The sequence below is a fragment of the Nocardia sp. NPDC127526 genome (assembly GCF_042672265.1).
Lineage (GTDB): Bacteria > Actinomycetota > Actinomycetes > Mycobacteriales > Mycobacteriaceae > Nocardia.
Genome location: NZ_JBHXVO010000010.1, coordinates 48008 through 66960, shown reverse-complemented (window position 1 = coordinate 66960; position 18953 = coordinate 48008). Strand labels below are relative to the sequence as shown.

The following is an 18953-nucleotide window of genomic DNA, read 5'->3' as shown; positions in this document are numbered from 1 at the left end:
ATGGTGAGGAGAGGTTCGGGCTGCCGTGGGGCGCCCGTTATCGGGTGATGGAGGTGCTTGGATGGGTTCGCTGTGGCATGGCTTCGCCGATATGGGCGCGGTCGAGCGGGATGGTGCGTTCGTGGTGGCGCGGGGCGCGGGCGCCTACATCTGGGATGAGGGCGGCACCCAGTACCTGGACGCGACCGGCGGACTCTGGTTCGCCAATGTCGGGCACGGGCGGCGCGAGATCGCGGACGCGGTGGCGGCGCAGCTGACCGATATCGCGCACTACTCGAACTTCGGTGACCTGGCCTCGCCGGTCACCCGCGAGCTGGCCGAGCGGCTCTCCGGTATCGCGCCGGTGCCGGGCAGCAAGATCTTCTTCACCTCCGGCGGCTCCGACGGCATCGATACCGCCGCCAAGCTGGCGCGGCGCTACTGGCACGAGCTGGGGCGGCCGGACAAGACCATCATGGTCGGCAGGCAGCGCGCCTATCACGGCATGCATGTCGGCGGCACCGCGCTGGCCGGTCTGCCGCCGAACCGCGAGGGCTACGGCGAGTTCATGCCCGATGTGCGGACCATCGAATGGGATCGGGCCGAGGCGCTCACGGCCCTCATCGAAGAGGTGGGCGCGGACCGGATCGCGGCCTTCTTCGCCGAGCCGATCATCGGCGCGGGCGGGGTGTACCTGCCGCCGCGGGACTACCTGACCGAGGTGCGCCGCATCTGCCGGGAGAACGACATCCTGTTCGTGGCCGACGAGGTCGTCACCGGCTTCGGCCGCATCGGCGGATCCTGGTTCGCCTCCTCGCGATTCGACCTGCAGCCCGATCTCATGACCACCGCCAAGGGCCTGACCTCCGGGTACATCCCCATGGGCGCGGTGTTCATCGCCCCGCACATCGCCGAGCCGTTCTTCGCCGGCGGCGTCTGGTGGCGGCACGGCTACACCTACGGCGGGCATGCGGCCGCCGCGGCCGCGGCCATGGCCAACCTCGACATCATCGAGCGGGAGCACCTGCTCGACGCCAGCAAGAATCTGGAATCGCTGCTGCACGAGCACTTCTCGCCGCTGGCCGAGCACGACCGGGTGTCCGAGGTGCGCAGCGGGCTGGGCGCGGTCGCCGCGGTGCAGCTGGCCGATCCGGCGGAGGCGCTGGGCATGGTGAAAACGTTGCGGGCGCACGGTGTCTCGACGCGCGCCGCCGGTCAGGGCGCATTGCAGATCTCGCCCTCGTTCGTCATCACCGAGGAGCAGGTCGCCGAGCTGGCGGCGCGCTTCGCTCGCGCACTGGACGCCTGACGTAGACAGCCGTGCGGCCCGGACACTCGAAAGTGTCCGGGCCGCACGCGTATCGGGCAGCTCCGCTTGTGACCAGAGGTCAGTGCCCGTCGTGTCCGGGCAGTTCCCCGGCGGGAATGTGCTTGAGCTTCACGAGCGCGATCGCCGCGATGGCCGCCGCGGCGACCGTCGCGATCCCGGCGGTCAACTGCACACCGTCCACGAAGGCTTCCCGAGCCGCCGTCAACACGGCCGATCCGAGCTTCTCGGGCAGCGAATCCGCCACCGCCACCGCCGCACCCAGGGTGTCCCGGATCGACTGGGCGGCCTCCGCCGGCAACCCGGCGGGCAGGGTATCGGCCAGATCGCCGCGGTAGATCGCGACGCTCAGACTCCCGAGGATCGAAATCCCGAGCGCACCACCGAGTTCCGCGCCGGTCTCGGACAATCCCGAGGCCGCGCCCGCCTGTTCCGGCGGAGCCGAGCCCACGATGAGTTCGGTGGTGATGCCGAACACCGGGGCCAGCCCCAGCGAAATGAGCAGCGAGGCAACGATTGCCAGCACCGGTCCGGTGCCCATGCCGACCTGGGTCAGCAGGGCCAGTCCGATCGCCGCGGTCAGCATGCCGGCGCCGATCAGGTATGCCGGCTTCACCACCCGGACGATGCGCGGCGCGAGCTGCGAACCGACGATGAAGCCCAGACCGGACGGGGACATGGCCAGCCCGGCCTGCAAGGGCGACATGCCGAGCACCAGCTGGAAGTACTGGCCGACGAACAGGAAGTACCCGAAGGCCACGAAGACGCCGATCACATTGATGGCCAATGCGGTTCGGAACGCGCTCAGCCGGAACAGCCGCAGATCCAGCATGGGATCCGGGCTGGTCAGCTGCCGCCGCACGAACAGCGCGCCCACCGCCAGCCCACCGGCCAGCGCGGCCAGGGCCGCCACTCCGACGCCGTCCTGGGCGATCTTCTTCATGGCGAAGACCAGCGCGATCATGGCGGTCACCGATAGCGCCGCGCCGATGAGATCCATGCGCCCGGCCTCCGAATCCCGGAACTCCGGCAGCACTTTGGGGCCGAGCACGAGCAGCAGCGCCATGACCGGAACGGCCAGCAGGAACACCGAGCCCCACCAGTAGTGCTCGAGCAGCACGCCGCCCGCGAGCGGGCCGATGGCGCCGCCGGCGGAGAACGCGCCGACCCACACGCCGACCGCCACCGAACGCTGACGGGCGTCGCGGAACATGTTGAAGATCAACGAGAGGGTGGAGGGCGCGAGCGTCGCGCCGGCGATGCCGAGCACGGCCCGGCAGAGGATGAGAATCTCGGCGGTGGGGGAGAAGGCCGCCGCCACCGAGACGACGCCGAAGGCCGCCGCGCCGACCATGAGAATGCGGCGCCGTCCGATGCGATCGCCGAGGGTGCCCATGGTGATCAGCAGGCCGGCCACCATGAAGCCGTACACATCGATGATCCAGAGCAGTTGCGAGCTGGTCGGGTGCAGCTCGGCGCTGATCATCGGAACCGCGAGATGCAGCACCGTGAGGTCCATGGCGTAGACCAGGCAGGCCAGGGCCAGCACGATCAGGCCGATCCATTCCCGCCGTTCGGCCAAGGGCTCGGCGAGAGTGGCCGTGCCCGGCGACAAGGCGGTGTTCTCCACGGCAGAGTCCTTCCGATCGGGAGCGTGCGACTGCCGGTAATGACGGCGCGGTACACATGATTTCATCGGCCACCGACAGGTCGGGGCAACCGAATTTCCGCGCGAGCACGCCGACTTCAGGGGTAACTGCCCAGCTCAGTGAGCTATTCCTGAAGTCGTCCGATCATCAGATGAGAACTGTACGGTTGGGTGCGCCGGCACCCGGCCCGGCGGCTAGATGACCACCGGATGATCGGGCACGCAGCGGCCGCCGAGGCGGACCCAGCCGTCGGAATCCCATTCGGTGAACAGCTGCGAGCCTTGGCCCTGAGTGATGTGCAGGCCGCGGCGCAGGCGGGCGGTGAGGGCGATGGCGGCCGCGCCGGTGGCCTCGTCCTCCGCGATTCCCATGTCGGGGGCGAACATTCGGCTGCGGACCGAACCACGGGCTTCGTTGGTCCAGCTCCAGACGTAGTGGTGCCCGTCGGTGAAGTCGGCCGGATCGAGGGTCAGGAGTTCCTCGGTGTCGGCGAATTCGTGGAAGGTGAACTTGGGGGTCCATTCGGATTTGGCGCGCACCCAGGTCATTCCGTCGGTCTGGGCGACCTCGACCGGTCCGGCGGGGACGTCGAGCACCTGGACCGGACGGCCCTGGGTGGCCAGCCACCAGGCGGCGCCGACGGTCGGGTGGCCGGCGAACGGGAGTTCCACGGCGGGGGTGTAGATGCGCATGCGGGCGTGCTCGGCCGCGGGGGCCTCCACCACGACGGTCTCGCTGTAGCCCAGGCGCGCGGCGAGGGCCTGGTGATCGACTCCGGTCACATCGCCGGCGCGCGCGATGCCGAGCGGATTGCCGAATCGGCCCGCCGCGTCGGTGAAGACGCGGATCACTTCAACCTGTGTGCCATCGCTTTCCGGGGTACCCATGGTTGCCGAGCTTACCGACGGTTATCGAGCGGCGGGAGGTTGGCAGGAATCCAGCATGTCGGCCAGGGCCGACTTCTCGGTGGGCTGCACCGACAGGCCCCAGCGCTGTTTGACCCCGACCCAGCGGCGGGCGTAGTCGCACCAGTATTCGGCGCGCGGACGCCATTGATCCGGGGTTTTGGAGCCCTTGTCCTGATTGGCCTGCTTCTGGACGGCGAGCAGGTTGCCGATGTCGTTGGCGAATCGTTCGCGCCGTTCGGGATTCCATTCCGAGGCGCCCGAACGCCAGGCATCGCCCAGCGCGACAACATGATCGATCTCGATGCCGGAGGCCTTGAACCGGTCGTAGGGCAGGTGCTCGCCGGTATAGGGGTCGATCAGCGTCCCGGACAGGACCATGCACGAATTGCTGTCCGCGAGACGCACATCCGTCAGATCGCGCTTCATGACGTCCTGGCGGGCGGTGCAGCCGTCGGTGAGTTCGGGTTCGCCGCCGTGCCCGGACCAGCCGGGCCCGAAGGCATTGCGCTCGTAGGATTCCCAGTTGCGGTTCCAGGCGACGGTGAGGCGGTCGAGGTCGCTGCGCGCCTGCTCGGCGTCGGGTAGCGGGGTGCTGGTCGGGTCGGCGCCCGCGGCATTGCCCGAGGGTTCGGGTTCCCGCGTGTTCAACCACAGGGCGAGCCCGCCCGCCGCCAGCACGATGAGTACGACCGAGGTGGAGAAGAAGCTGCGCCACCGGCGTCGGGCGGTGGACCGCGTCCGTGTGGGCATGCGGGGGAGTCTAGGGCGGGAAACCGGACGAACAGGTCAATGTTGCGGACCGGTGACCCGATTGCAGCTATCTGTTCGCAAATGCGAAAGGGGCTGTGCACCGGATGGTTGCACAGCCCCTCTCGGAGACCTCGCGATCGAATCGAGTCGCTTTAGACGGTCGCGCCCGCGAGCGCCTCGGTGGACGCCACGGCCTGGCCGACACCGGCCACGATGGCGGCCGCACGCAGCGACTCGAAGATCACCTCACGCGAGACGCCGGCCTCGCGCAGGGTGTTCTCGTGCGCCTCCAGGCAGTGCGCGCAGCCGTTGATCGAGGAGACCGCGAACGACCACAGCTCGAAATCGGCCTTGTCCACACCCGGGGTGCCGATGATCTGCATGCGCAGACCGGCGCGCAGGTCGTCGTAGCGACCGCCCAGGAACGCCTTGCCGCGGTAGAACACATTGTTCATGCCCATGATCGAGGCGGCGCCCAGGGCGGCGTCGTACGCCTCCGCCGACAGCACGTCGGCGGCCTCTTCGGCGATCTCCCGCAGCGTGGTGGCCGAGCGGGTGGCCGCGGCCGAGGCGAGCAGGGTGCCCCACAGCTGCTGCTCGGTCAGCACGGTGGTGCGTGCGATCGAGGACAGGTTGAGCTTGAGGTCCTTGGCGTACTCGGGGAGCGAGTTCTTCAGGTTGTCGATGGTCACGCTGAAACTTCCTTAACCGTATCGGCTTCGATTCAGACCGAGGCGGTCATGAGCTCGCCGGCCTTGATGGTCGGGTCGCCCTTCTTCCAGTTGCAGGCGCACAGCTCGTCGGACTGCAGGGCGTCGAGCACGCGCAGCACCTCGTCGACATTGCGGCCGACGGAACCGGCGGTCACGGACACGAACTGGATCTCGTTGTTCGGGTCGACGATGAAGGTGGCGCGGTCGGCCACGCCGTCGGCATTGAGCACGCCGGTGGCGGCGGACAGCTCACGCTTGAGGTCGCTCAGCATCGGGAAGGGGAGGGTCTTCAGATCCTCGTGCTGGGCGCGCCACTGGAAATGCACGAACTCGTTGTCGACGCTGGCGCCGAGCACCTGGGCGTCACGATCGGCGAACTCGTCGTTCAGCTTGCCGAACGCGGCGATCTCGGTCGGGCAGACGAAGGTGAAGTCCTTCGGCCAGAAGAAGACGATGCGCCACTTGCCGGCGTAGTCGTCGCTCGAGATCTGGGTGAAGTAATCGTCGGGCTGCTGAGCGTTCACCTTGGACAGATCGCCGCCGATGACAGCCGTGAGGTTGTAGGCGGGGAACTGGTCGCCGATGGTCAGCAGGGCCATGAATGTGCTCCTTCGTAGTCGAATCGATTGTGTCGTGACTTCCGCGAACGATATTGCCCATCCTCCGGTGAGAGGTAAAGGTGATCAGTCGCACTATACTGATAGGCGTGACTGATCAAACTTATCAGCCGACCCTGTCACAGCTGCGTGCGTTCGTGGCGATCGCCGAATACCGGCATTTCGGCACCGCTGCGACCAGGCTGAATGTGAGCCAGCCAACGTTATCTCAGGCCCTGGCATCACTGGAAAACGGACTCGGGCTGCAATTGATCGAGCGCAGTACGCGGCGGGTGCTGGTGACGCCCGCGGGCAAGCGGTTGCTGCCGCAGGCCATGGCGACCCTGGAGGCGGCGGATCGCTTCGTGGCCTCGGCGGCCGGAACGGGGCTCGGCGGCACGCTGCGCATGGGGATCATTCCCACCATCGCGCCCTATATTTTGCCGACGCTGCTACCCGAACTACGCAAGCAGCTCCCGTCTCTGGTGCCGCACGTGATCGAGGATCAGACGGCCCGGCTGCTCGATTCCCTGCGCACCGGCGTGCTCGACGTGGCCCTGCTGGCGCTGCCGACCGATGCCTCCGGACTGCTCGAGATCCGGCTCTTCACAGAGGAATTCGTGCTCGTCGTGCCGCGCGGGCACGAGTTCGCCGGGCGCACCGATCTGCGGCCGGCCGATCTGGACTCGCTGCCGCTGCTGCTGCTCGACGAGGGGCATTGCCTGCGTGATCAGACCCTGGATCTGTGCCGTTCGCACAATGCGCATCCGGGCGCGGTCGGCGATACCCGCGCGGCCTCACTGGCCACCGTGGTGCAGTGCGTCGCAGGCGAATTGGGCGTCACGCTGATTCCGGAAATGGCGGTGGCGGCCGAAACCTCGCGCGGCACTTTGGATATCGCGCGCTTCGCCGGTCCCGCGCCCGGGCGCACCATCGGCCTGGCCTTCCGCGCCTCCTCCGCGCGCGCCGAGGATTTCGAGCGGCTCGCCGATATCATTCGCGGCCACCGCCCGGAGTGACCCGGCCGCGGTGACATCCGTCGCGGTGACGGCGGCCGGGCGCGTTCCGATTGACCGCCAGGGTGGCGTCTGCGACGCTCGGGCCATGCGGATCCACCATCTCAACTGCGGCACCATGGCATTCGGCGTGATCGACCACTGCCTGCTCATCGAGACCCGTACCGAACTCGTGCTCGTGGATACCGGTTTCGGCCTCGACGCCGTGCGCCGGCCGGGAAAGATGATCGGTCCGAGCCGGTTCGGCATGCGCCCCAAGCTCGCCGAACACGAGACCGCGATCCGCCGGATCCAGGCCCTGGGCTACGACCCCCGCGATGTCCGCCACATCATCCTCACCCACCTGGACCTCGACCACTCCGGCGGCCTGTCCGACTTCCCGGAGGCCACCGTCCACGTGCACGGCCCCGAATTCCGCGCCGCCACCGCCACGCCCACCCTGTCCGAGCGCATGCGCTACCGCGCCGCCCAGTGGGCGCACGGCCCCAAATGGATGGTCAACGAGCTGGAGGGCGGCGAGGACTGGTTCGGCTTCCGCGCCGTGCGCGACCTGCCCGGCCTGCCTCCGGAAATCCTGGTCATCCCGCTGGCGGGCCACACCCGCGGCCACGCCGGTGTCGCCATCGACCACGGCAACGGCTGGCTCCTGCACGCCGGTGACGCCTATTTCGTCGAAAGTTCCATCCAGGCAGAGAATCCGCACACCCCGTTCCTGTGGCAGGTCTACCAGTCCGGCGCGATCGTGGGCGACGCCTACAAGGACAATCAGCGCCGCCTGCGCGAACTGAACCGGCAGCACGGCCACGAGGTCACGATCATCAACTCGCACGACGCGGCGGCCTTCGCCCGGGTGGCGGTGCGGTGAGCGCGGTCGATCGCTGGACGCGGCGGCTGCCCGACCCGGCCGACCCCCTGTTCGTCTACGGCACCCTGCAATTCCCGGAGGTGCTGCTCCCCCTGATAGGCCGCACACCCGCATCCGAGCCCGCCCGACTGCCCGGCCGCCGGGTGGCCGAACTCCCCGGGCGCGTCTACCCCGGCCTGGTGGCAGCGAACGACAGTGCCGCACAGGGCTTCCTGCTCACCGGCCTCACCCCGGCGGAATGGCAAGTGCTCGACGCCTTCGAGGACGACGAATACGACCTCGTCCCGATCTCGGTGCACGCGGGCGACCGCGAGGTCTACGCCTGGACCTACGCGTGGACCGCCGAGGTCTCCGCCACCGATTGGTCCGCACCGCATTTCGCGACCGCACACCTGCCCCGCTACGCCGACAACTGCGCGGCCTGGCGCCGGACCCTGGTACTGCCCGGCGGCGCGGCCTGACGCGCTCCGCCCGAACTCGAACATCGCCCAGGTTGCCATCACTCGAAGAGTTCGCCAATGGACGACGCAGTCATCGCCCGCAGCGTCCATTCCTCGAGCTGGACGACGGCAGCTCCGTACCCAAGTCGATCGACTGTGACGCCCACGCTGTCGTCCTCTTGTCGCGAGTCAGGACCAACAAGATCGTGGGGCATCGTAACCGCGCTCGGAGAGTGGCCACATATACCGGCCAGGTCCACCGCTTGTCGTCATCGGCGCGTAACTGGACCTCGATGACAATCGCGAGTACTGGCCGACTCGTGGTCGAGAGCACGACGACACGGTCCGCGCGGTATTCGGTCGGCGCCTTGTCGGTAAGGTCGGCGCAGGCAGTCTCGGTGTCAATCCTCGTAATGCGAACCTACTTGCACCACAACGATTTCAGTGTCGGTGACGAGGTAGATCAGCCGGTGCTCCTGGGTGATCCGTCGTGACCAGTGCCCGGCGAGTTGGTGTCGCAGCGGTTCGGGTTTGCCGATGCCTTCGAACGGGTCGCGCAGGGTGGCGTCGATCATCTTGTTCGCGCCTTTGAGCACGGCCCGGTCGGTGGTGAGCCACCCTGTGTAGGACTTCCAGCCTTGTGCGGTGAACGTGAGCTTGCGGTCCGGCATTATTCGGGGTCCGGGTCGATGAGCGCGTGCGTTTCGGTGCGTCCTGCGCGGGCATCCTCAGCGGATTGCAGGAGTCGTATCCCGCCGTGGGTGCGCAGCACGTACAGCGTTTCCATGAGCGAGTTGTAGTCGCTTTCGGCCATGAGTACGGCGTTTTCGCCACTCTTCGACACCACGGTGACGGTGTCGTGGTCGTCGTTGACTTGCTGCACCAATCCGAACAGATTTTGGCGCACGGTGGATATGGGTAGTGCCTTCGCCATCGGGATCCTCTCGCTGTCGTACGACTTATTGTACAACTATTTGCTGCGCTGGAACCACGCCCACACCGGATTCGGTCATCGCGCACTGAAGCGGCATCCGGCCGGATTCAAGGTTCCCAAGTTCGTGACCTTCGTCGACGCGCTGCCGAAGAATCCCAGCGGCAAGATTCTCGAGCGCGAATTGCGCTCGGAGTACGCGAATCTCGCTGCTGGTTAGCGGGTTACGCTGCGCGGCACCATGATGGCGGTGAGCTTGTCCGGGTTGCGGGTGCAGTAGAGGTTGGCGATCTTGCCGTCGGCGAACTCGAGCACGATGGTGGCCTCGAGGCGGTCGCGATACGAGATGGCCAGCGCGGGTGCGTGGTTGTAGGTCACCGGATCGATCCGGACGCCGGGGGCGCGCCCCAGCATGCGGAAGAAGCGGGCCAGCAGGGCGGCGACCGCTTGCGCGCCCTCGGTGCGCAGGCTCACCGCGCTGACCTTGCCGCCGCTGTCGGTGGTCCAGGCCGCGTTCGGGGCGAGCATGGACAGCAGCCCGTCCAGATCGCCGGTGGTCGCCGCGGTCATGAACTGTGCGGTGAGCTCGGCGGTCCGCTCGGAGTCGACCGGACCGAACCGAGTGCGCCGCGCCTGCACGTGTTCGCGGGCGCGGTGCGCCATCTGGCGCACCGCGACCACGGTCTTGCCCACCGCCGTGGCGATGTCGTCGTAGTCGAAGCCGAACACCTCGCGCAGGACGAACACCGCCCGCTCATCGGGGGTGAGCGTTTCGAGCAGGACGAGCATCCCCATCGACACCGATTCGGCGAGCACCACATCCGCGGCCCCGTCGCGCTCCTCGAGCAGCAGCGGCTCGGGCAGCCACGGGCCGACATAGTCCTCGCGGCGGCGCGCCCCGGCCCGCAGGGCGTTGAGCGCCTGCCGGGTCACCAATTGCGCCAGATACGACTTGGTGTCCCGGACCGACGCGAGGTCGACATTGGCCCACCGCAGATAGCTGTCCTGCAGCACATCATCGGATTCCGTTGCGGAACCGAGGATTTCGTAGGCGATGGTGAACAGCAGCGGCCGTAGATGGGTGAAACGCTCGGCGTGCTCGTCGGTGTTGCTCACGAGTGCGTGATCACCTCGCGCTCGAATTCGGCCTGCGCGGGCCGGTTGCCGTCGCCCTTGGTGATGCTGATCGAGCCGGGCTTGCGGGCCTCCTTGCGGATCGCCGACACCGTGCCCTTGCAGATCATCTCCTTGAGCGCCGCGCCCACCAGGCCACCGACGTAGTACTTCGTCGATGTGTCGTCCTTGCGTGCGATCTGCATGGTGGCGGCCCGGCGGCCGAGGCTGACGCACGAGGCCACGAAACCGATGTTCAGCGCGGCGGGCCGGTCACCGGCGATCCGGCTGAGCACGGTCTCGGCGGCCTGCACTCCGAGCGGTATGGCGGCTTGGCAGCTCATTCGCAGCGGCTGTCCCGAAGGTGCGGCGGCGTCCCCGGCGGCAATGATGCGATCATCGTCGGCGCTGGTCAGCGTCTCGTCGGTGAGCAGTCGGCCGAGCTTGTCGGTGCGCAGTCCACTGCGGGCGGCCAGTTCGGGCACGCCGAATCCGGCGGTCCAGATCGTGACGGCGCTGGGAACCACGCTGCCGTCGGCCAGCACGACCACGTCCGCTCGCACCTCCGCCACCCTGAGACTCTCGACCACCTCGACCCCATTCTTCTTCAGCCACTTGGCAAGCGAGCGCCGGGCCGGTTCCAGGAACGTCGGAGCCAATCGACCGCCGCAGACGAGCGTCACCGCGTGACCTGCTTCGGCAAGTTCGGAAGCCGTCTCGATCCCGGTGAGCCCGCCGCCCACCACGGTGATCCGCCCGTTCGAGGGCATCGCGGCGACCGCGGTGCGCAACCGGCCGGCGAACTCCCATTCCCCAATGGGATAAGCGAATTCGGTCGCACCGGGGACGGCGCCCGGGGTCGCCGCGGTGCTGCCGACCGCGTAGATCACGTAGTCGTAATCCAGTGCACTGCCCGATGCGAGTTCCACGGTCCGCGAGCCGGTATCGATGCGAGTGGCACCGTCGACAACCACCCGCACCCGCTCGCCGACCACGGTGCCGAGATCGGAACCCGCGTCGTAGTTCCCGGCCACGAACTGGTGCAACCGAATCCGCTCGACGAACTCCGGCCGCGGATTCACGAGGGTGATCTCGACATCGTCGCGCTGCTGCAGCCGATTGGCCGCCGAGGCGCCCGCGTAGCCTCCGCCGATAACGACAACCTTGGTGATGCTGTTTTCGCTCATGCCCTCTAGACACCGGAGCGCCCCCGGACCTGACATCATGTGACGGGCTTCACATCGAGCCGGACCGTCCCCCTATCGAATCCACATGCGCGATATTCGCGAGATCTCCCACATCGTCGCTGGCAGCGCCCGCGAACCAGGCATCCAGAATCTCGTTCAGCAGCGCCCGCGAGGTCAGCCGCAAACTCAACGCCAGCACATTCGCGTCGTTCCACTTCCGAGCCCCGTCTGCGCTGTACGCATCCACACACAGGGCCGCTCGCACCCCGGTCACCTTGTTGGCCGCGATCGACGCCCCGGTTCCGGTCCAGCAGCAGACCACCGCCTGCTCGGCCCGCCCCTCCGCCACATCCCGGGCGGCGGCCTCACTGGCCCACGCCCAGTCGTCGCGCTCCCCGGGTTCCAGCGCCCCGTGCACCGCGACCTCGTGTCCCCGCCGCCGCAACTCGGCCACGACCTCCGTGGCCACCCCGGTGTCCTCGTCAGCAGCTACCGAAATCCTCATCTGCCCATTGTGGCCCGCTGCGGCCGGATCAGAGCTGTTCGGCGGTCAGCAGCAGGCGCAGGTGCGTGGTGGCCCAGAGGTCGAGGGCGCGGGCGGGGGAGGCGGCGGGCAGAGCATCGCGGAGGGTGTCGAGGGTGGTGGCGGCCGAGGCGAGGGATAGTCGGCGGAGGGCCGCGCTGGTGTCGGTGGCGCGGGTGAACCAGGTCGGCGGGAGATGGCGGGTGCCGCGGTGGGGCACTTCGGCGGTGAGGTCCAGGGCGGAGGAGATCGCCGCGGCGAGCGGGTCCTGGTGGGGGAGAGCGGATCCGGGGGCGAGGGGGCGGTCGGTGGTGGCGAAACAGGGCACCAGGACGGTGTCGCCGGTGACGACGGCCGTGGGGTGGACGAGCAGGCGGCCGTGGTGGCGTTCGACCGCGCCGGCGATGAAGCGGACCGGCCCGGCGTCGCCGGACAGGGCCTGCGCCAGCGCGTCGAGAGCGCCGGGCGCCACGCCGGTGTGGGTGTGGGTGATGGTCGCGGTGCCGTGGGGCGCGTGGACGGTGGCGTGCAGGCGTTGTTCGCCCGGGAGGTAATGGGTTTCGGTGATCTCCTCGACCGCGACGACACGAATCGACTCACCGCGGACCCGGGGCCGGATGAGGGACGGCGGGAGCGATTTCTGCCGGGCCTCTTCGGCTTCGAGATCGGTGACGAGCAGTTCCGGCGGGAGTTTGGACCAGTCACCGGTGGACGGCAGCACCGAGGTCCGGGCGACCCGGCTGGTGGCCAGCCGGACGGTGCGATTGGCGGAGCGGACCGCCGATTCGGTCACCACATTGCCCGCGGCCAGGTCGGACAGCCGAGCCGCTCCGGTGCGGCGCGCACCCAGGGCGGTCGCCGTAGGAGGTTCGGCGCCGTCGGGAATGGGCACGGTGTGATGCAGGGTGAGCACGATTCTCGCCTCCGGATGGGCGAGATAGGTTTCCACGGTCCGGGATTCGGCATCGCCGGTAATGCGGGCGCCCAATCCGGTGAGCCGCAGATGGCGCAGCGGAGTCTGCGCGGCCTCCTCGGTGCCGAGTACGGGAACCCAATCGCGGCTGCTCGCGCGGTGGCGCGCGACGAGTTCGGTCAGGAGAGCGGCGGTGTGCAGCGGATCGTGGCGAGCGCTGCGGTCGCGGTAGGCGGAGAGCTGATCGAGCAGATCGGTGAGGGCGTCGTGTGGCCACCGGGCGGCAGCACTGTCGAGCGTACGCAGAGCTGCGGCGAAAACCGTTGGGAGGGACGGGTCGACGTGGGCCACGCCATCGGCGAGCAGGTCGGCCAAGGGAGTCAGCGCCGAGGCTGCGGCGGTGATCGCGGCCGAGCCGTCGGCCGCATCGCCCACGGTGACCTCGAGGGATTCGGCCGCCGGGTCGAGGCCGTCGGCCTGGCGAAACGCCCAGACCGCCAGGGCGATCGCATCGGTCCGGCTGCCGCGCGCGGCGTCCACGCGGGCGTAGCCGAGATCGCGGGGGACCAGGAAACGCACTGTCACGGCGGAGAGCTCGACCGAGGGCACCGGATCCTGCGCTGTCGCCCGCCGCACCGTGGCGCGGAACCCGCTGCGCCGGGCCCGCTTGGCGGTGGTGAAGGCTCGCGCGCCGAGCAGCGCGGCGAGCTGTTCGTCGGTGAACCCGGCGGGCGACCAATACTCCGGCGGAGGAGCATAATTCGCTGCCGCCCCGGTAGGAGATGCGGACGCGGTCATCCCGGCGTCGGCAGCCGCGACACCGGCGACGCCACCGTTGCCGGGGGCACCCCCGCCACGGCTGTTGTCGGCGATGGCGGCACTCGTGCCGTCCCCAGCGCCGGTAGCGGGTTCACCTGGTTCGTTCGGGTCACCGGCGGTGGCGAGATTCGCGTCGCCGCGGTAGGCCAGGACGGTCATGACGCGGTGGCGGCAGACCGAGGTCGCACCGCAGGTACAGGGGGCGGCGTCGAGGGTGATGCCGGGCGGCAGGACTGTGTGCGTGCCGTCGGGAAACGCGGCCTCCACCGTCCCATCCGGTCCTTCGTGCAATTGCGGTGGGGCGGCGGCGTTTTCCTTGAGGGCGCGTTTGAGGATGCCGCGGTTGGCGAGGGTGACGAGGGAGTCGTCGGTGAGGGCCAGGAGGTCGGGGCGCATGGCGATTATCCGATCGTTTCGGCGATGAAACCGGCCAGCTCGCCCGGGGTCATGGCCCCCACGTGCACGCCGACATCGGCGAGGCGCCGGCCCATGGCGTGGTCGAAGACCGGGTCGGCCTGTTCGTCCAGGGCGGCCAGGCCCAGGACGGTCGCGCCCTCGGCGACCAGCGAGGCCGCGGTGCGCACCAGCCAGTTCTCGTCGCCGCCCTCGTAGAAGTCGCTGATGACGGCGATGATGGTGCGGCGCGGCTGTTCGACCAGCTGTGCGGCGTAGGCGAGGGCGCGGGCGATATCGGTGCCGCCGCCGAGCTGCACCTTCATCAGCAGTTCCACCGGATCGTCCACCTCGCGGGTGAGATCCACGACAGCGGTGTCGAAGGCGAGCAGGTGGGTCTTGATGCCGGGCAGGTTCCACAGGCAGGCGGCGGTGACCGCGGAGTGGATGACCGAGCTCGCCATCGAGCCGGATTGGTCGACCAGCAGAATGACCTGCCAGTTGTCGATGTGGCGGCGGGTGCGGGCGCGGAAGTGCGCGGTCTCGACGTAGAGCTTGCGTTCCTCGGGCCGATAGTGGGCGAGGTTGGTGCGCACCGTCTTCGGGAAGTCGAAGTCGGCGGCGCGGGCAATACGGCTGGGCCGGCGCGAGCGGGTGCCGGTGAAGCTGGTGCGGATCTCGCTGGCCAGCCGCTCCATGAGCTCGCGCACCACCTGCTCGACAATGCGGCGCGCCATGCGCAACACCTCGGGATTCATGAGGTGTTTGGTGCGCAGCACCGCCCCGAGCAGTTCGGTATTGGGTTCCAGGCGTTCCAGCACACCGGGATCGGTGAGCACCTCGTGCAATCCGTAGCGCTGCACCGCATCTCGTTCGAGCCGCTCGATGGTGGTCTTCGGAAACAGCGTGTGGATATCGTCCAGCCAGTCCACCGCGTGCACGATCGAGGGCCCGTCGCCGCCGGTGCGGCGAATATCGCGGCGCGCCAAGTCGTCATCGCGCTCGTAGAGCCAGTCCAGTGCGGCGTCCCGCCCGGCGGCCTCGGCGCTCAGCCGAGCGCTCCCGGTCACACACGATCCGGCCGCACCGAGAATCAGCCGCCACCGTTCCAGTGTCGGGTCGAGCTCAGACATGCTTGCCCCCAGCGATAGTCGTGCCTTCCGCCTGCTCCGCCGGATCCGGGCCGAGCAGACCGTACTCGTCGAGCAGCCGATCCACTCGCGCCTCCACCGCCCGTGCGCGGGCCGACACCTCGGCGGCCACCGGCAACCGCAGCAGCGCCGACCCCGAACCCGTGCGGCCGCGCATCGCGAGCAGCCGAGACCCGATATGCGCCCGCTCCCGCGGCGGAAACCAGGCGAATGCCAGCCGCAGGGCGGGCAGCGCTCCCAAGAACTCGTCGGGACCGAAACCGCCGACGAGCTCATCCAGAACCGCTAGCAATGACGTTGTCTCGCTGGATATCTCGCCGACAGTGTCGAGCAGCCGTTCGCGAGCGGGGCCCACGTCCTCGAGCAACTGCTCACGGGCGAGGGCGAACAATCCGGTCAGGAAATCGCCGAGCACGTCTGGCGCGCCCGCCGACCGGACGGCGCGGGCCACATGCACGCTCTCCTGCGGCGTGAGCACGGCCACCACGCCCACCGCGGCGCCCCGCAGCGCCGGCGGCCGGTCGGCGGCGGTGCACCGCTGGAACACCCCGGCCAGGTCGATGCGCTCGACACTCAGCACCGACTCCGCGTGCAAGGCCGCATCCCGCACCGCCGCAATGGCTTTCAGGAATTCGTCGTCGGCGGGTGCGGGACCGCCCCGCAGCCCTTCCACCAGCCAGAGCACGCGTGACACCGCCGCATCGATGAGCGCCGCCAGTGTCGGCGACTGCGCCGTCCCGAACAGCCGGTCGTGCCGCCACAATCCGAGCGCCACCGCCAGCAGCCGACCGAGACCCGCGGTGTCACCGGATGTTCCGATCAGTCCGCGCACCGTGCCCACCACCCGGCCGGTGATCTCCGCCAGCCCGCACAGCGTGGCGTCGAACAGCACCGTGGCCAGCCCGCCGGTATCCGAACCGGCGGCGGCGAATTGCTCCCCGAGCCGCGCCGCCGCCGCCTCGGCGGAGGTCGCGCCCAGCGATCCGGCCTCGATCAGCGCGGGCAGCCGCACCTCCGACCGCTTGATATGCCAGCTCTCCCGCAGCTCCGGCGGCCGCCCGATCGCGGGCCCGGCCTCGCGCGCGTATCCCGGAATCCCCAGCACCCGCAGCCGGTGCAACACCCGGCTCGCATCCAGTCCGTCCGCGGAGCCCAGGTCGATCTCGAAGCGCCCCTCCTCCGGAATCCCGCAGCGCGCCAGCTCCCGAGCCACCTCGTGCACCAGCGGCGGATGCGGAGTGGCGTCGTGCAATCGCCCGGCCCGCGTGCCGGACAGCGCCGCCACCATCTCCACCACCACCGGATCGGTCCCGGCCCGCAGTTGCCCGCGCCCGGTCCACGGCAGCGGCTGGTCGAGCGCCTCGGTGATGAGCGCCCCGGCCAGCCCGTCGAGAACATCTGTCCGCGACGGCGTTTCATGCCCGCGCAACCGGCTCAGCCCGACCGTCAGCGTGCGCGCCCCGATCAGCGAAGCCGTCGACACCGGCTGCCCCCGCTCCCGCAATCGCCGCACCACGGCACGCGTCACGCTCGCCGCGGCGGCGTCCGGTCCTTCCTGCCAAAGCCGCTGATAGTAGGCCGGCGACGGCATCCCCGACTGATACCCGGCGAATGCGTCCAATCGCCGGAAACTGAACGGCACCAGATAACTTCCACCCACACCGGTCCCCGGGAACGGCGGCACCTCGGGCCACGCCGCCGCCGGAGCGCCGCAGCCCGGCCCCGCCCCGCTCGATGCCACCGCTGACTCCGGCTCGCCGCCCGCAGCGCGCGGGGAGCCTTTCACCCGTCCTGTCGCGTCCGTACCGCGGGCCGGGCGCTCGAACTCACCCGATTCGGTGCGGTCGGCAGCTGTCCCGGGGCCCGTGGGCGGAGCCTCGGCTGTCTCGAGCAGACGGTTGATCAGGGGCGGGCGGTGGAAGCCGCCGGTGATCACGACTATGTGCGCGGGGGTGTCCGCGCAGGCGGCGACGGCGGCGTGAATCCAGCGGGCCATATAGGTCTCACGCGCCAGGTCGCCGGGCGAGGCGTCCTCGTCGCCGCGCACCAAATCGAAGTAGGTGGCCAGACGCTCGGCCAGGACAGTGGTGGATTCCGTTGCCGGATCGCCGATTTCGAAGAGGTGATCCCAGAGGGCGTCGACATTGTCGACGGCGAACTCGGTGCACAGGCGCGAGACCGCGCGCTCGTAGCGGCGTTCGGCGTCGGCATACCGGTTCTCGGTGCCCGCGAAGGCCGGATGCCAGGCGGGCAGATCGATGAAGCGGACCTGCGCGCCCGCGGCGCGGCCCTCGGTGAGGGCCACCCATTCGGGGGAGTAGTCGCACAGCGGAGCCCACGACATGTGCCGGATGTCGGTGTCGCGGTAGCTGGTGAACACGGCGATGGGCAGGTCGTGGCCGAGCAGCAGTTCATCGAGGCGGTCGTTCATGTCCGACGGGCCCTCGATGAGCACGTGCGCGGGCCGCAGGGCCGCGATGGTGTCGCGGACCAGCCGCGCGCAGGCCGGACTGTGGTGGCGCACGCCGAGGAAGGTGACCGATACCCGGCCGAGCCGGATGGGCGTGTGCACCGGGGCGGCGGGTATGGACTCGGGCACGGTCATCAGCCCGGTAGCTGGAAGCGGGCGTCGTGCAATGCTTTCCACGCGCGACCGGATTTGCGCGGGACCTGCTGCTCCAGGTAGCGGCGCAGCCGGGCCAGGTCGTCCGGATCGTCCTTGGCGGCGGTGCCCGCCAGGCAGTGCACGATATCGGCGGGCGCACCCGGCTCCCCGCGCAGATACCAGCCGCGCAGGCCGACCGCGTGCGCCACCGACACCGCCTCGGCGGTGCTCATGACCGCGGACATGCGGTCGAGCGAGTCACCGGATTCGGTGGCCCCGGAACGTAATTCGCGGAAGGCGGTGACCAGGACCGCGAGCACGTCGCGCGGCGGGGCCTGCGGCACCCCCGAGCGCCGCAGCAGCGCCTCGGCCTCCGCTTCCACCAGCGCCAGTTCCGCGGTGAAATCCCCGATGGGGAACACGGTTTCGAAGTTGAAGCGGCGCTTGAGCGCGGCGCTCATATCGTTCACGCCGCGGTCGCGGGTATTGGCGGTGGCGATGACATTGAAACCCTCGGTCGCGTACACCATCTCGCCCAGCTCCGGCACCGCCAGCACCCGGTCCGACAGCAGCGACAGAATGGAGTCCTGCACTTCGAGCGGGCAGCGGGTGATCTCCTCGAACCGCACGATCTTGCCGTCCCGCATGCCGCGCAGCATGGGCGCGGGCACGATGGACCGCTCCGAGGGCCCCTCCGACACCAGCAGCGCGTAGTTCCACCCGTACCGGATCTGATCCTCGGTGGTGGCCGCGCCGCCCTGAATCGTGAGTGTGGAATCCCCGGAGATCGCAGCCGAAAGCAATTCCGACAGCAGCGATTTCGCGGTCCCCGGCTCCCCGGTGAGCAGCAGTCCACGAGTGGTCGCCAAGCTCACCAGCGCCCGGTCCACCAGCGAGGCGTCGCCCACGAATTTGCGCGCGATCCCCAGCTTCGGATCCCCGACGATGAACCGCTTGGCGGCATCCACACTCAACGCCCAGCCCGGCGGCTTGGGCGCGCCATCCTGCCCCCGCAGCCGCGCCAGATCCTCGGCCCAGCGAAGTTCCGCGGGCGGCCGCTGCATGTGCTCGGTCG

19 protein-coding genes are annotated in these 18953 nt (G+C 69.2%); 5 read left to right on the top strand and 14 right to left on the bottom strand.

The genetic code is table 11. From position 1 onward, the window contains the following. The first annotated feature begins 61 nt into the window (after positions 1-61). On the top strand, positions 62-1288 hold the full coding sequence (locus ACFVIV_RS19110; RefSeq protein ID WP_379197998.1) for an aspartate aminotransferase family protein: 1227 nt from the start codon (positions 62-64) through the stop codon (positions 1286-1288). Positions 1289-1367: 79 nt separating this feature from the next. On the opposite strand, the gene ACFVIV_RS19105 is transcribed toward ACFVIV_RS19110, so the two are convergent. The 5 genes from ACFVIV_RS19105 to ACFVIV_RS19085 all read right to left on the bottom strand — a co-directional run bounded on the left by ACFVIV_RS19105 (position 1368) and on the right by ACFVIV_RS19085 (position 5925). Next, entirely contained in the window at positions 1368-3002 is a 1635-nt protein-coding gene (locus ACFVIV_RS19105) for an MFS transporter (protein WP_379197996.1), read from the bottom strand. 147 nt (positions 3003-3149) lie between these two features. Then, positions 3150-3842: a PhzF family phenazine biosynthesis protein gene (locus ACFVIV_RS19100; RefSeq protein ID WP_379197994.1), complete on the bottom strand. Its 693-nt coding sequence runs from the start codon at positions 3840-3842 to the stop codon at positions 3150-3152. Between the two features lie 21 nt (positions 3843-3863). Further along, positions 3864-4613 (bottom strand): HNH endonuclease family protein, encoded by a 750-nt coding sequence (locus ACFVIV_RS19095; RefSeq protein ID WP_379197992.1) that lies wholly within the window; start codon positions 4611-4613, stop codon positions 3864-3866. A 152-nt stretch (positions 4614-4765) separates the two neighbouring features. Continuing rightward, a complete protein-coding gene (locus tag ACFVIV_RS19090; protein WP_379197990.1) occupies positions 4766-5305 on the bottom strand; it encodes a carboxymuconolactone decarboxylase family protein in 540 nt (179 codons plus the stop codon). Between the two features lie 32 nt (positions 5306-5337). Then, positions 5338-5925 (bottom strand): peroxiredoxin, encoded by a 588-nt coding sequence (locus ACFVIV_RS19085; protein ID WP_379197988.1) that lies wholly within the window; start codon positions 5923-5925, stop codon positions 5338-5340. A 107-nt stretch (positions 5926-6032) separates the two neighbouring features. Between ACFVIV_RS19085 and ACFVIV_RS19080 the strand changes: the two genes are divergently transcribed. From ACFVIV_RS19080 to ACFVIV_RS19070, 3 genes are all read left to right on the top strand, one after another. Further along, complete coding sequence (locus tag ACFVIV_RS19080; protein WP_379197986.1) at positions 6033-6941, top strand: hydrogen peroxide-inducible genes activator; 909 nt, start codon at positions 6033-6035, stop codon at positions 6939-6941. A gap of 85 nt (positions 6942-7026) precedes the next feature. After that, positions 7027-7803, top strand: a complete 777-nt coding sequence (locus ACFVIV_RS19075; protein WP_379197984.1) for an MBL fold metallo-hydrolase — start codon at positions 7027-7029, stop codon at positions 7801-7803. Further along, on the top strand, positions 7800-8264 hold the full coding sequence (locus tag ACFVIV_RS19070; protein WP_379197982.1) for a gamma-glutamylcyclotransferase family protein: 465 nt from the start codon (positions 7800-7802) through the stop codon (positions 8262-8264). The genes ACFVIV_RS19075 and ACFVIV_RS19070 overlap by 4 nt, the downstream gene beginning before the upstream one ends. Before the next feature lie 380 nt (positions 8265-8644). On the opposite strand, the gene ACFVIV_RS19065 is transcribed toward ACFVIV_RS19070, so the two are convergent. Then, on the bottom strand, positions 8645-8914 hold the full coding sequence (locus ACFVIV_RS19065; RefSeq protein WP_379197980.1) for a Txe/YoeB family addiction module toxin: 270 nt from the start codon (positions 8912-8914) through the stop codon (positions 8645-8647). Next, the gene (locus ACFVIV_RS19060) at positions 8914-9177 is read right to left on the bottom strand and encodes a type II toxin-antitoxin system Phd/YefM family antitoxin (protein ID WP_379197978.1); all 264 of its coding nucleotides are present in this window, start codon (positions 9175-9177) and stop codon (positions 8914-8916) included. The genes ACFVIV_RS19065 and ACFVIV_RS19060 overlap by 1 nt, the downstream gene beginning before the upstream one ends. On the opposite strand from ACFVIV_RS19060, the gene ACFVIV_RS19055 reads away from it, so the two are divergent. Further along, complete coding sequence (locus tag ACFVIV_RS19055) at positions 9158-9394, top strand: hypothetical protein (RefSeq protein WP_379197977.1); 237 nt, start codon at positions 9158-9160, stop codon at positions 9392-9394. The genes ACFVIV_RS19060 and ACFVIV_RS19055 overlap by 20 nt on opposite strands. Here ACFVIV_RS19055 and sigJ read toward each other — a convergent pair. The 7 genes from sigJ to ACFVIV_RS19020 are packed head-to-tail and all read right to left on the bottom strand — an operon-like array spanning position 9391 to position 18942. Next, the gene (gene sigJ, locus ACFVIV_RS19050; protein WP_379197975.1) at positions 9391-10290 is read right to left on the bottom strand and encodes an RNA polymerase sigma factor SigJ; all 900 of its coding nucleotides are present in this window, start codon (positions 10288-10290) and stop codon (positions 9391-9393) included. The genes ACFVIV_RS19055 and sigJ overlap by 4 nt on opposite strands. Further along, entirely contained in the window at positions 10287-11474 is a 1188-nt protein-coding gene (locus ACFVIV_RS19045; protein ID WP_379197973.1) for an NAD(P)/FAD-dependent oxidoreductase, read from the bottom strand. The genes sigJ and ACFVIV_RS19045 overlap by 4 nt, the downstream gene beginning before the upstream one ends. Before the next feature lie 49 nt (positions 11475-11523). After that, complete coding sequence (locus ACFVIV_RS19040) at positions 11524-11979, bottom strand: RpiB/LacA/LacB family sugar-phosphate isomerase (RefSeq protein ID WP_379197971.1); 456 nt, start codon at positions 11977-11979, stop codon at positions 11524-11526. A 28-nt stretch (positions 11980-12007) separates the two neighbouring features. Next, positions 12008-14125: a hypothetical protein gene (locus ACFVIV_RS19035; protein WP_379197969.1), complete on the bottom strand. Its 2118-nt coding sequence runs from the start codon at positions 14123-14125 to the stop codon at positions 12008-12010. 5 nt (positions 14126-14130) lie between these two features. Next, entirely contained in the window at positions 14131-15255 is a 1125-nt protein-coding gene (locus tag ACFVIV_RS19030; protein WP_379197967.1) for a VWA domain-containing protein, read from the bottom strand. Then, positions 15248-17878 (bottom strand): DUF5682 family protein, encoded by a 2631-nt coding sequence (locus tag ACFVIV_RS19025; RefSeq protein WP_379197965.1) that lies wholly within the window; start codon positions 17876-17878, stop codon positions 15248-15250. Before ACFVIV_RS19025 ends, ACFVIV_RS19030 begins: the two co-directional genes overlap by 8 nt. Next, positions 17878-18942: an AAA family ATPase gene (locus ACFVIV_RS19020; RefSeq protein WP_379198236.1), complete on the bottom strand. Its 1065-nt coding sequence runs from the start codon at positions 18940-18942 to the stop codon at positions 17878-17880. The genes ACFVIV_RS19025 and ACFVIV_RS19020 overlap by 1 nt, the downstream gene beginning before the upstream one ends. Positions 18943-18953: the final 11 nt, after the last annotated feature.